13 protein-coding genes are annotated in these 12,251 nt (G+C 40.1%); 10 read left to right on the plus strand and 3 right to left on the minus strand.

What is annotated here, in order from left to right; all coding sequences use genetic code 11:
* The first annotated feature begins 363 nt into the window (after positions 1-363).
* The 7 genes from hflX to UE46_RS05825 all read left to right on the plus strand — a co-directional run bounded on the left by hflX (position 364) and on the right by UE46_RS05825 (position 6,744).
* A complete protein-coding gene (hflX, locus tag UE46_RS05795) occupies positions 364-1,620 on the plus strand; it encodes a GTPase HflX (RefSeq protein WP_036061114.1) in 1,257 nt (418 codons plus the stop codon).
* A 71-nt stretch (positions 1,621-1,691) separates the two neighbouring features.
* Positions 1,692-2,564, plus strand: a complete 873-nt coding sequence (locus UE46_RS05800; RefSeq protein ID WP_036061115.1) for a metallophosphoesterase — start codon at positions 1,692-1,694, stop codon at positions 2,562-2,564.
* Positions 2,565-2,624: 60 nt separating this feature from the next.
* Positions 2,625-3,623 carry a lipoate--protein ligase gene (locus UE46_RS05805; RefSeq protein ID WP_118907469.1) on the plus strand — a complete coding sequence of 333 codons (999 nt, stop codon included), beginning with the start codon at positions 2,625-2,627 and terminating at the stop codon, positions 3,621-3,623.
* Between the two features lie 81 nt (positions 3,624-3,704).
* Positions 3,705-4,322: a PepSY domain-containing protein gene (locus tag UE46_RS05810; protein ID WP_036061116.1), complete on the plus strand. Its 618-nt coding sequence runs from the start codon at positions 3,705-3,707 to the stop codon at positions 4,320-4,322.
* Positions 4,323-4,544: 222 nt separating this feature from the next.
* Positions 4,545-5,225 (plus strand): hypothetical protein, encoded by a 681-nt coding sequence (locus UE46_RS05815; RefSeq protein ID WP_143812872.1) that lies wholly within the window; start codon positions 4,545-4,547, stop codon positions 5,223-5,225.
* A 30-nt stretch (positions 5,226-5,255) separates the two neighbouring features.
* A complete protein-coding gene (locus UE46_RS05820) occupies positions 5,256-5,903 on the plus strand; it encodes a GntR family transcriptional regulator (RefSeq protein WP_051492937.1) in 648 nt (215 codons plus the stop codon).
* Positions 5,904-5,925: 22 nt separating this feature from the next.
* Positions 5,926-6,744, plus strand: a complete 819-nt coding sequence (locus UE46_RS05825; RefSeq protein ID WP_036061120.1) for a polysaccharide deacetylase family protein — start codon at positions 5,926-5,928, stop codon at positions 6,742-6,744.
* A gap of 83 nt (positions 6,745-6,827) precedes the next feature.
* Here the strand turns inward: UE46_RS05825 and UE46_RS05830 are convergent, their stop codons facing one another.
* Positions 6,828-7,589 carry an alpha/beta hydrolase gene (locus UE46_RS05830; RefSeq protein WP_036061122.1) on the minus strand — a complete coding sequence of 254 codons (762 nt, stop codon included), beginning with the start codon at positions 7,587-7,589 and terminating at the stop codon, positions 6,828-6,830.
* Positions 7,590-7,756: 167 nt separating this feature from the next.
* On the opposite strand from UE46_RS05830, the gene UE46_RS05835 reads away from it, so the two are divergent.
* Positions 7,757-8,644, plus strand: a complete 888-nt coding sequence (locus UE46_RS05835; protein ID WP_036061123.1) for a diacylglycerol/lipid kinase family protein — start codon at positions 7,757-7,759, stop codon at positions 8,642-8,644.
* Between the two features lie 123 nt (positions 8,645-8,767).
* Here UE46_RS05835 and UE46_RS05840 read toward each other — a convergent pair whose 3' ends face one another.
* Positions 8,768-9,499 (minus strand): sirohydrochlorin chelatase, encoded by a 732-nt coding sequence (locus tag UE46_RS05840; RefSeq protein ID WP_036061124.1) that lies wholly within the window; start codon positions 9,497-9,499, stop codon positions 8,768-8,770.
* Between the two features lie 158 nt (positions 9,500-9,657).
* Between UE46_RS05840 and UE46_RS05845 the strand changes: the two genes are divergently transcribed.
* On the plus strand, positions 9,658-9,999 hold the full coding sequence (locus UE46_RS05845; RefSeq protein ID WP_036061126.1) for a GRAM domain-containing protein: 342 nt from the start codon (positions 9,658-9,660) through the stop codon (positions 9,997-9,999).
* A 48-nt stretch (positions 10,000-10,047) separates the two neighbouring features.
* Here the strand turns inward: UE46_RS05845 and UE46_RS05850 are convergent, their stop codons facing one another.
* The gene (locus tag UE46_RS05850; protein ID WP_036061128.1) at positions 10,048-10,920 is read right to left on the minus strand and encodes an ROK family protein; all 873 of its coding nucleotides are present in this window, start codon (positions 10,918-10,920) and stop codon (positions 10,048-10,050) included.
* 145 nt (positions 10,921-11,065) lie between these two features.
* On the opposite strand from UE46_RS05850, the gene UE46_RS05855 reads away from it, so the two are divergent.
* The gene (locus UE46_RS05855) at positions 11,066-12,217 is read left to right on the plus strand and encodes a serine hydrolase domain-containing protein (protein WP_051492938.1); all 1,152 of its coding nucleotides are present in this window, start codon (positions 11,066-11,068) and stop codon (positions 12,215-12,217) included.
* The last annotated feature ends 34 nt before the right edge of the window (positions 12,218-12,251 follow it).

Consider the following 12,251-nt stretch of genomic DNA (forward strand, 5'->3'; position numbering starts at 1 on the left):
CTGAATAGTGCGAGAAAGAGTCTGAAACAAACTCTAGAGTAGAAAGAAATCGCTCTTCCATTTCTTTGGGACGACGAAGAATTCTACTTAAATAAATCGAGCTCAGGAGCCGGTTTATCTGAGGTATGTGCAAGACTCTAACGGGATTGGTCTGCCTTTCACTGAAGGGAACCCATTTGAAACAAATAGTCTTTGTTCACTCTTTAATATAGGAGGAGTGGCGGTATTTGTAGGGAAAGCAGATGAATTGTCTGCTTTTTTATTATGCTTAAATGTTGATAGATCGGGATTTAGAGGATTCTCTAAGCGGCCTTCATATATCCCTCGCACGTGTAGAAAATAAAAACACTGGAGGAATGAACAATGACCAGAACAGCGATATTAGTAGGAATTACGATGAAACAGGAGAATTTTGAATACTCGATGGCGGAGCTTGCCAATTTAGCAGAAGCGAACAATATCAACCCAGTAGGTGAGATTACGCAAAAATTAGATCGGAAAAATAAAGCAACCTATGTTGGCAAAGGAAAAGTGGATGAAATCAAGAGTTTAGCAGATTATGAAGATGTTGATCTAGTCATTTTTAATGATGAACTAGGACCATCGCAAATTCGTAATTTAGAAGAACTTTTGGAGCGAGAAGTGATGGATCGAACGCGTCTTATTTTAGATATTTTTGCGGAGCGTGCAAAGACGAAAGAGGCGCAATTACAAGTGCAGGTCGCGCGTTTGAAATATGAACTACCACGCGTGACAGGTCAAGGCGAGGGTATGGATCAGCAAAGTGGAAAAGGTGGACTCAAAAACCGTGGTGCTGGGGAAACGAAACTGGAGCTCGATCGTCGTAAGATTAAATATCAAATTAATCAGCTGAATAAAGAACTAGATGGCCTTGTGGCAGAGCGGCAAGTACAACGGCGGCAGCGGCAGAAAAATGCGATTCCTGTCGTGTCACTTGTCGGTTATACGAATGCTGGGAAATCGACTATCATGAATGCTATGGTAACGGCGCACAGCCAAACTGCAAATAAACAAGTTTTCGAGAAAGATATGCTGTTTGCAACGCTTGAAACGAGTGTCCGTGAAATCATTTTGCCCGATAAAAAGCAGTTCTTATTAACGGATACGGTTGGATTTGTGAGCAAGTTACCGCACAATTTGGTGAAAGCATTTCGTTCTACGTTAGAAGAAGCAGCCGAGTCAGACGTGCTTATTCATGTTGTAGATGTTTCGCACGAACATTTTGAAGCGATGATGAAAACAACGGAGGAAACGCTCGCCGAACTAGATATAACGGATCGCCCAGTTATCTTTGCCTACAATAAAGCGGATTTAGCAACGAATGTTATCTATCCGAGACGTGAAGCAAATGATCTTTATTTCTCAGCGAAAGATGGCGGTGCGGGGCTCGAATTACTAGTGGATATGATCAAGGAGGAAATTTTTAATGATTATGAGGTTGTTACGTTTGTGATTCCTTTTGATCGTGGGGATATCGTGTCATATTTGAACGAACATGCCGATATTCTTGAAACGCTTTACGAAGGGGAAGGGACGATATTAAAAGCCAATGTGCAGCAGTCAGATCGGATGAAATATGCGGAGTTTTTAACTAAGTAAGCTTTAAATAAAGGAAAGTTCCGAGTTTCTTTGTTATAATGGGGAAAAAGTTGTAAAGGACAGAAATAGCCATGAAAAATAATTTTTTAAAAGTAGCAGGGGCTTTGACGCTCGTATTCACGGGTTATGCCTATTTATCAACAAAACGATTAACAGCAACAGAATACACTGTTTCGTCCGCCAAAATCGCGCCGGAACTTGACGGTTTTCGTGTGATGCAACTTTCGGATATACATGGTAGTACGTTTGGCCGATATAATCACACACTGATTCGGAAAGTTTATGAATTGGCACCTGATTTAATTGTGGTGACGGGAGATCTACTCGATGGTGATGAAGGCATTAATACCGCGCTGACGTTGATGCGTAAGCTGATGAGGATCTGTCCAGTTTATTATGTGACGGGAAACCATGAGGCTCGTAGCGCTAATCTTGAGGATCTACTACCAGCGCTTGAAAAATCGGGCATCGTCTATTTGAAAAATCAACATGTCTATATCGAGCGAGATGGTAAAACGTTTGCGTTAGCGGGAATTGATGATCCAAGTATGCAGATCGAAAAATTCCACGACTATAGTTTGGAAGAAGAAATAGACTTGGAAGAAACGATCGTCCGCGAAGAAATAGAGGAAGCAACAGCGGGGATTCCCGAATCTATCTTTACTTTCCTATTATCACATCGCCCTGAAAAATGGCCAATATATCAAGATACACCAGTTGATTTAGTGTGTTGTGGTCATGCGCATGGTGGACAAGTTCGTTTGCCATTTACAGAAGGTTTATTTGCACCACACCAAGGTTTGATGCCGAAATTAACGGCTGGTATGCACGAAGAAAATGATACAACGATGATTGTAAGTCGCGGTATCGGTAATGCGACCATCGTACCTCGCGTTTTTAACGATCCTGATATACCGATAATTCGATTACAACATAAAGAATAAGCAAAAGGACTTGAGACATACATCGCTGTTTCAAGTCCTTTTATGAATGGAGAGGCACAGATGATTTATATTGATAATGAAGATTGTTTAGATCAATCGCGAAATTTTGCAATGGAGGAATTTGCGTTGCGACACCTAGATGCTGATGAAACATATGTGATGTTTTACAGGATGTATCCAACGGTGATTGTAGGGAAAAATCAGAACACGCTAGCCGAGATAAATCATGCCTATGTAAAAGAACATGATGTGGCCGTATTACGCCGTCTTTCAGGTGGTGGCGCGGTTTATAACGACGAAGGAAACATTAGTTTTAGTATTATCACAAAAGACGATGGGGAGAGCTTCAACAATTTTGAACGTTTTACGAAGCCTGTTATTGAGGCATTAAAATCGCTCGGCGTGGATGCGAAACTGAGCGGCCGTAATGATATTGAAGTCGCTGGTAAAAAAATATCTGGAAACGCCCAGTTTGCGACGAAAGGCCGGCTTTATAGTCATGGCACATTGATGTTTGATGTCCAACTTGAAAATGTAGAAAAAGCGCTGCATGTAAATCCGCTGAAACTACAAGCGAAAGGTATAAAATCAGTCCGCGCGAGGGTGACGAATATACGCGAACATTTGCGTCAGGACATGGATATCGAGTCCTTTAAACACGTTTTACTGGAATCCATTTTCCAAACAAAAAATATCCCGACGTACACTTTTACGGAACAAAATTTAGCGAAAATCAAAGAGATCCAACAAGAACGCTATCAAAATTGGGATTGGAATTACGGGAAATCACCAAAATTTAACGTCAAAAATGAATGTAAATTTCCAGCAGGTGTCATTGAAGTACGATTACAAGTGGAAAAAGGACGTATCGTGAGCGCCAAAATATTCGGTGATTTTTTTGCAACGGGTGATATCGCAGAAGTGGAGAAACAACTACTAGGAATGCCCTATACACAAGAAAAGATAGCTGAATTTCTTTGCACAATAGACATAGCCAAATATTTCGGCAAAATTACAAAAGCAGAGCTCGAAAGCGTATTTTTTCTAGAGAATTCATAAAATAAGTCTTAGGTATGATGCAATGCACAGTAGTGAGATGTTACACTATGACTATAAACTAAAGAAGGCAGGGAAAATATTATGTGGAAAAAAATTAGTATGATCGCGATGACAACGGTAATGGTAGGAACGCTTGCAGCTTGTGGAGATGACGATGCGAATAACTCGAACACATCAACAGGCACGAATACAACAGAGCAAACAACAGATTCGAACAATAACAGTGATACAAAAGCAGTAGATCTTAATAACAAAGATTTCGCGCTTAGTTATACAGAAGCAATAGAGCTATTTAAAAACAAGCATCCAAAAACGGATATCACATCAGTAGAATTATCACAAGAACTTGGTAAATACGTTTACACAATCGATGGCGTAGATGATTCCAATGAGTTTGAAATGAAGTTCGATGCTGATTCAAAAGCAATTCTTCAAGACAACAACGAGAAACTAGACAACGAGGATGCAAATGGCCAAGAACGTGCGAATGAAAAACTAGATTTAACAGGGATCAAAACGCCACAAGAAGCTATGACAGCGGCTCTGAAGCAACAATCTGGAACAGTGAATGAGTGGTCGATTGATCGTGAGTTAAACCAAACTTACTTCAATGTGAAAGTAATGAACGGAACACAGGAATATGAAGTGAAATTAGACGCTAAAACATTAGATGTATTATCTACTGAAAAAGATGACTAAGTTCGACTTCACTGAAAAGAGCATCTGACCCCAGATGCTCTTTATTTTGAAGAATTATATATCAAATCGCTCTTTTTGCCCGTCTGATACTTTTAATATTCGACTTTACATGATAAACTAGTATGAAAGAATCAGAGGGAATGAGTGTTGGTTATGGCGGGGGAGAAATTAATCCAGTTTTATCGTACAAAATTGAGCAATTATAACTTAATATATAGCTTTATGACATCACGTATTTGGAGCTTTTGCTTAACGATGATTCTTCTCTTGGCTGTTCCCATTGCTTTTGGGTTAGCATTTGAAGTGGAAGGAATATGGAGCGGGCTCGCAATTTATGCGATTCTTTTTTTGTTGTTCTACTACCTTTTCATCGTTCGCAAAGCGCGAAAAATTTTATGGAAAAGTTATCATATTCGTAACTTTAAGAAACTAGACCAACTGAAATTGTGCTTACTCCGGAATTACTTGGCTCGTAACGGGTTTTCAACACCCGAAGAATTAGTAGTTTTGGCTAAGGTTTTAGAAGAAGACGATGCTTATAGAACGAAGAATTTTACCATCAAAAATATTGCGATTTTGCTTATTGTACTTATTTTCGCGGCGCTAGGGGCTGTGTTTATACTTGAGGCTAGTCCAGACGGTCACCGCATTTTCTTAGCTTGCTTGCTCGCTGTACTGGTCGTTGTGATTGCCGTTATTTTACGCGTAGCAAGTTACGTGATTTCCCATTTTACCGATGCAAAAAAACGCACGATACGAGCTCTTTCAAGGGATATTAAAGAACTCGGAGCAAGCTATATTATGGAGCAGAATACAAGTTATCAGCCATATCGCGAAATGGAACTAGTGATCGAAAATAATGATATTTTACGGGAAATTATTGATGGAAAAGCTATCTTTTAATGAGATATGCAGTTGAAGGAGAGACTATCTATGGATAAAATCACAGGTGAAACGTTGGAGAGTAAAGCACACCGAATGATTAAAGAAAAAATTCAATGTGGGGAATACCAAGTTGGTCAACGCCTTATTGAAGCAGAGGTTTCAAGAACATTGGAACTTAGCAGGACACCGGTGCGCAAAGCTTTTGCAATGTTAACAGTAGATGGTTATTTGGAGTTTGAAGACTATAAAGGCGTTATCGTCAAAAATTGTGCAATCACGAAAGAACGCTACATTGAGATGCTCGATATTATGGAACTTTTTCTATTGGCAACGATTGATAAAATAGAGGCGAAATCGGTGACGTTTAGCAATCGCCGAGTGTTGAACAAAGCGGCTGATTTCAACAAACTAGAAGCACCGACAGATAGACAATGCATGGAGTATCAACGCTGGTTTTTAAATGAAATTTTGAGCTATGCAAAAAATGAGTACTACTTAGAGGTCATCAATAAATTTTACGATGACCTTTTGGAATTTGGGGAAGCAGATGTTTTTCAGTCAGCAATGAAGCTCTTTGATAGAACGCTTGCTAACTATACAACGTGCGGCAAAATGATCGAAGCGCGGGATTTTAACGGAGCAAGAACTATCGTGAAGCAAATTATTAACGATCGAATCCTATTTATTTTCAGATAAAACATGCAAAAGGGGCATTCACATGAAGAAAATTCTACAAATTGGTATCGCGATACTCTGTTGTTTTCTAATTACTGGCTGTACACAAGATGAGGCTAGTGCACCACCGAAGAAGGAGCCTGTTCCTAAAATCAATACGACTCCAAAGCAAGAGGAGATCGTGCCTACAAAAACAGGAACGGATGTGAACCCAGAAACGCTAAAGATTCCGGTGTTGATGTACCATTCCATTAATACAAATGTTAAAAATAATTTAATCACGCCTCCAGATGAGTTCGATGCGCAGATGAAATGGCTAAAGGATAACAATTATCATACGATTACGCTTGCAGAATTGGATGAATTATTGTTAACTGGGAAAAATGTTCCGGATAAACCGATTGTGATCACGTTTGATGATGGTTATCAGGACAATTATACGAATGCCTATCCAATTCTAAAAAAATACGACTTAAAAGCAAATATATTTGTCATTACGGATAAAATCGCAAAGAATAATCATTTCGATGAAGCGGCGTTAAAAGAGATGAGCGACTATGGCATTGAAATGGACAGCCACACGGTTCATCATCAAGAGTTAAACACATTAACCTATACGGAGCAACTAAAAGAATTAAAAGACTCTAAAGCCGTTTTAGAGAAGCTTACTGGCAAACCGGTTAATTCCATTTGCTATCCAGTTGGTCGCCATAATGAAGACACCGAGCGAGCAGCAAAGGCAGCAGGGTACGCGATGGGCTTTACAACCGCAGCTGGGAAAGCGAATAAAAATGATGGTATGTACACACTTCCAAGAGTAAGGATGGTACCAGGAATATCAATGCAAGCTGCTCTTCAATAAATCGAAAAAAGTTTGAGACATAACTCAAGATGAGATGAAATCGCTCATCCCTGTATCTTGAGTATGTCCCAAACTTTTTTTAGCTAGCGAACAGAAAAGTGGTCATGAAGCCAATGCAGTCCTAATATTTCGATTTCGTCTAGCTGATTCATAAAACTGTGATCTGCTCCGTCTAACTCTACTAATTTTGTACCAGTAGGGAAAAGGTGGGCGGCTTTTTTTGTGATCTGCGCCAGCTCGCGCTCTAAATCGCCTTCTGTACCATGGATAACCAGAATAGGGCAGTGGACGCTTTGTAACGTGGCAGCTTGATCCATATAGTCGAAATCATCCAGCATTTGCTTATCGAGGACAATTTCGGAGCGCCAAGGATCATCTACATAAAATACCATACTACCGTTACATTCACATTGCGCGACTTGCTCTTTGGAAAAATCATCGACATGTTGATAGGAAATCGCGCCAGTAACAGGGCCAGTTAACACCATCGTTTCGATATCTTTGTCATAACAAGTAAGCGATAAACGGCCGCCCAAGCTATGCCCCCAGTAGGCGAACCTCTCCATGCCACGTGTATGACTATATTCTTTTGCCGCTTTTAAATCGGTTACTTGTTTATCAAAGTGGATCGCGGTGTCATCACTTTCGCCGTAACCGCCACAGTCATAAGTCAGCACGTTATAGCCATTTTGTTGCAGTTTTAGAGCAAATCGATCAAAGCGACCGCTGGATGATTTATTGGACAAAAAACCATGTGTCATAATGACGATGGATTTAGAAGGAGCGGCATAAAAATGACCAGCTAATGAGAGACCAGCTTCGTTTTTAAAGGTGATTCGTTCCATCTTTATTCCTCCTTTACTATACCTTAGTAGATTACTGTGTTTTAACTGTAACGCCAAACTTGTAATTTTTCAAGTAATAATTGCTGGAAGGATGTGTTTTCGCTGTTTTTTTTAGGTAGGAACAGGGTATAATGAGTAGGAGTCAATAATAGGGAGAGTGATACAGATTGGGTAAAGCATTGTTGATTGTGAACCCTTCTTCCGGTAAGGAAAAAGGGAAAGTATACGCGGATCGGGCGCATCAGGCATTATTGAAGCGTTTCGATGAGGTGGAGGTCAAAGAAACACAAAAAGGCGGAGATGCAACGGAATTTGCAGATCATGCCGCTAAAGAGGGTTATGAAGCCGTTATCGCAATGGGCGGGGATGGTACACTGAATGAGGTCATTAATGGTTTAGCCGAGCAAGAACATCGGCCAGCATTCGGCTTTGTACCACTGGGAACAGTCAATGATTTAGCGCGTTCCTTGGGTATTCCGTTACGACCAGACCGAGCGATTAAAGCACTTGAAACAGCGAAGAAAAGAACCATGGATATTGGTAAAATCGGTGATACATACTTCATGAACGTTTTGGCAGCTGGGATGATTGCAGAGGCTGTGGATAAGGTGAGTGTGGAGCAGAAGACCAAATTTGGTTCTGTTGCCTATTTTGCCGAAGGGTTAAAAGCATTTACGCGTCATGAATTACTAGATTTTGAGTTGAAGTATGATGATGGAGAGTGGAGTGGTGATGCTGCGCTTGTCATTGCTAGTTTGACGAATTCTGTCGGTGGCATGGAGCAATGGGCGCCAGAAGCAGAGGTCGATGATGGACTGATTCATGTCTTTATCATTACGAAATTAGGACTTATCGATGCTGCCAAAATTCTACCACAATTAGCACTCGGCTCACTTAAAAAAGCAGATAGCGTCATGTACTTTTCGACGACATCGCTTGAAATTGATTGTAAAGCGCCAGATGTTAAAGTAAATGTCGATGGCGATCCTGGAGATACATTCCCAATTAAAATCGAAGTATTACGCGAGCATCTAGACGTATTAGTTCCCAAATAAGCCTAAGAAAGAGTATGGACAAACTTGAGATAAAGCAAAAATGCCTCACCCATTTTGGAGGTAAGACGAAAAGTTTTGCTTGACACAAATCGAGCGCTTGTCCGAAACTCTTTCTTTCTATATTCAACCTGTGAGTTCTGTTATTTTATGCAAAATAGCTTGTTCTAGCAACGGGTGATAATGAAAAGATTCGCAGAGAACGGTTTGGCAATTCGGATATATTTTTTGAAGGTGAAGCCGTGCTTGATCGATCGCTACAACATGCGCTCCAGTAAAGAGGAAATAGGGGAGGATAAATACTTTCTCATAGCGGGGTATGATCTCTTCAAGTTTGTTGCTAAACGCAGGTTCTCCCATGATTTCACTATGAAAAACGGGAATGTGGAGCTGCGACTCTAATAATTGAGCGACACTGTATAGGCGCTTGGCAGGTTCTTCATCACGTTCGCTGCCGAGTCCGACTAGAAGCACGGCCTCGGAATTCGTAGTATCGATGCTCGTTTGTAAGATAATTTCCTTAGCAAGCGAAATAATTTCTGGATCAAAGCCAAAAGTTTCCGTCATTTTTATCGTTATAGTTGGATGTTTGTGTTTTAATGATTGAAGAATTTTTGGAATTTCATGTTTAATATTTGTAGCAGAAAATAAGAATACTGGGACGACAATAAGTTCATCTGCTCCAGCAATAATAGCTTTTTCACAAGCAATCTCAATCGTCGGGTAACTCATATGCAAGAATCCTAGTTCTTGAATTGTTTCGGGTCTTTTCGTTTTAATTTGATTAATAAAAGTACGAAATTCTGCATTACCTTCAGCTAGTTGTGTGCCGTTACCGATATAAATAATTGCGCGCAAAATGGTTAGCCCCTTTCGACGTGTTTAGTGGAGTACCGTCTTCTTATATATTAACCCGCAAAGGTGCGTAAGCCAAGCCATTTTATAAAATAAAGTTTTTAAATGTCACCAACTTGTGAACAAATAGAATAAAACTAAAGAGATGAGAGTGATAATGTATGGGTGAGACGCTCGATGTGATTTACAAAGGCTTAGCGAACTTGAAAAATGGTTTCAAACCAGTACCAGGGAGGCTTTTTATTACCAAGGAATACTTGATTCATAAACCAAATGATTATTTTGCGGAAGAAGTGACGATACCATTTGCGGATATTACTCGTGTAGAAGGCGTCATGACTAAGATTTTAGGTCGAGATATGTTATCTAATATACTTGAAATTGAAACGAAAGAGGGGCATACATTCCAGTTCATCGTCAATAGACAGAAGAAGTGGCTTGAGATCATGGCCCAGGTACTTGCAGATCGTGGTGAAATGGAGAAATTAGTTAGCAATAAGTAGACAGAAAAACAAGACGTAGCCTCTAAAACTCGTCTTGTTTTTTTGTATTTAAGAATGGACTTGATTAAAATTCGCGACAGCTCCAATTAAATTCGCGTCATTACCGAAGGCACAAGATACGATTTTAGGTGCAATTTTTGCGATTGTTATTTGGGCTAAAAGGCTGTCCAGTTCCGCTTGTATAGCTGGCAAGAAATCAGGACGCTCGCTTACACCACCACCGATAACAATAACTTCTGGATCATAGACATATTGTAAATTAAAAATACCTTTCGCTAGATTCCGATACATAAATTCAATTTCTTCGATTGCAACGGTATCGTCAGCTTCTTTTAATGCAAAAGCTTCTAATCCAGTTAAACGGTCGAGCCCTTTTCGTTTTGCGATGCGAGATGCAGCATTGACCGCGGTTCCAGTATCGCTTAACGTTTCCAGGCGATCATTCATTAACATGTAGCCAAATTCACCGCCATGAAGATGTGCACCAGCGTGGATTTTACCGTCTTTAATGACAGCACCGCCAACTCCTGTACCAATAATCAGGAAGAGGATATCGCGATTTTCTTTAGCGACGCCAAGCCATGTTTCCGCGAGCGCAGCACAATTCGCATCATTTTCAAGTGTGCAAGGAAGTCCAAGCGTCTCTTCTAAGCGTTGTCGAAATGGGAAATGATGAATGTAGGGGATCGCACTAGCACCGCCGATAACACCGCTTTCATTATCGACAGCACCAGGACAGCTAAAAGCAATACCAGTGAGATCATGATGTGTATACGTTTTTTTTATGATTTGTAGCTGGTTTAAGAGCGCTTCCAATGTATCTGGCGTCTGAAAGCTACTTTTTTCGAGAATCTTACCGTCTTGCTCAATTAAAGCATACTTTACTGCCGTTCCACCCATGTCAAATGCTAATAATGTCATAAAAATTCTAACTCCTTTTTGGTCATTTATTCTTAGCATACGTGTATCGGAATGAAAAGACAAGCCAGAACAGAAATTAAATTTTACAATTATATTACGAAGTGTTACAATTGTGTCGTACTCATTCTATCAAGGAGGAAATAAGATGCATGTAAGCAGAACACAGATGGCGCAAAATAAACGTAAGAAACGGCGCCTGGCAACAATTCTAATCGTCATTGCTTGCTTTTTATTGGGGGGAGTGGGAAGTGCTTTCATTTTTATGCAGGCACACTCGAAAGTAACAGCAAATGAAATCAACATGAACGATGAATCAACGGCAAGTGTGAAAGCGAATATTATTATCGATCCTAACGCTTCACTAAAAACAAAGGTAGATCTGATTCTGAAAAAGCACCAATTTAACGGAACGGCCTACGTAGTTCAAAATAATAAACCGATCATAAATCAAGGCTACGGCATTGCCAATAAGATGACTGGGGAAAAGAACACAAGTCAAAGTGTGTTTCTAATTGGTTCGATGCAAAAAGCAGTGGTAGCAACAGCAATTATGCAATTACAGGAAAAAGGAATGCTCAGCGTGGAGGATCCGATTGCCAAATATTTCCCGACATTTCCCAATGGTCAGAATATCAAAATTAAGAACTTTCTTGGCCACACATCCGGACTTCCAGGACGCAAAAAAGGAAATGAAATAATAACCTCGGCGCAGATATTGGCGGAAATTGAAGCAACAGGAATTAAGAGGCAACCAGGTACGTGGGATTATCAAGATGATAACTACGCGGTGATGGGTAGGTTAGTTGAAGTACTATCAGGTCAAACGCTCGCTACCTATTTAGCAGAAAATATTTTCAAACCCGCAGGAATGCAGAAAACTGGTGTCGGTGATTCCTTCTTTACGAATCCACACATGTCTGTCAGTTATAAATTGACGGATGATACGCTTATTAAAACAAGCTTTTTGCAAGATACCTCTCAGCTCTTTGGCGCTGGGAATATGTACATGCCGCCAAAAGACATTTACCTCTTTAATAAGGCTCTTATGGACGGTCGTTTGATCAAGCAAGCAAGTTTGACTAGGATGCTTCAAGCAGGTGCCGGGAACTATGGATTTGGCTTTTATGATCGACCCAATTTTTATATCTCGCGCGGTGTTGGTTATAATTATGAGACAATCAACAGTTTTTCAAAAGATAGGAAAGATGCTGTCATTGTGTTTTCGAATATTCGATATGAGCGAGACGATGGAGCTTTAGTAAAAGAAATTTATAATGCGATGCAGAGTGAAAAATAGATACGATTTACCAATTCCATGCTATAATATACGA

It is taken from the genome of Listeria weihenstephanensis (assembly GCF_003534205.1).
GTDB lineage: Bacteria > Bacillota > Bacilli > Lactobacillales > Listeriaceae > Listeria_A > Listeria_A weihenstephanensis.

Excerpts from the sequence above, each read along its gene's own strand:
- hflX (WP_036061114.1), top strand. The coding sequence starts at position 364 with ATGACCAGAACAGCGATATTAGTAGGAATTACGATGAAACAGGAGAAT.
- UE46_RS05800 (WP_036061115.1), top strand. The coding sequence starts at position 1,692 with ATGAAAAATAATTTTTTAAAAGTAGCAGGGGCTTTGACGCTCGTATTC.
- UE46_RS05805 (WP_118907469.1), top strand. The coding sequence starts at position 2,625 with ATGATTTATATTGATAATGAAGATTGTTTAGATCAATCGCGAAATTTT.
- UE46_RS05810 (WP_036061116.1), top strand. The coding sequence starts at position 3,705 with ATGTGGAAAAAAATTAGTATGATCGCGATGACAACGGTAATGGTAGGA.
- UE46_RS05815 (WP_143812872.1), top strand. The coding sequence starts at position 4,545 with ATGACATCACGTATTTGGAGCTTTTGCTTAACGATGATTCTTCTCTTG.
- UE46_RS05820 (WP_051492937.1), top strand. The coding sequence starts at position 5,256 with ATGGATAAAATCACAGGTGAAACGTTGGAGAGTAAAGCACACCGAATG.
- UE46_RS05825 (WP_036061120.1), top strand. The coding sequence starts at position 5,926 with ATGAAGAAAATTCTACAAATTGGTATCGCGATACTCTGTTGTTTTCTA.
- UE46_RS05830 (WP_036061122.1), bottom strand. The coding sequence starts at position 7,589 with ATGGAACGAATCACCTTTAAAAACGAAGCTGGTCTCTCATTAGCTGGT.
- UE46_RS05845 (WP_036061126.1), top strand. The coding sequence starts at position 9,658 with ATGGGTGAGACGCTCGATGTGATTTACAAAGGCTTAGCGAACTTGAAA.
- UE46_RS05850 (WP_036061128.1), bottom strand. The coding sequence starts at position 10,920 with ATGACATTATTAGCATTTGACATGGGTGGAACGGCAGTAAAGTATGCT.
- UE46_RS05855 (WP_051492938.1), top strand. The coding sequence starts at position 11,066 with ATGCATGTAAGCAGAACACAGATGGCGCAAAATAAACGTAAGAAACGG.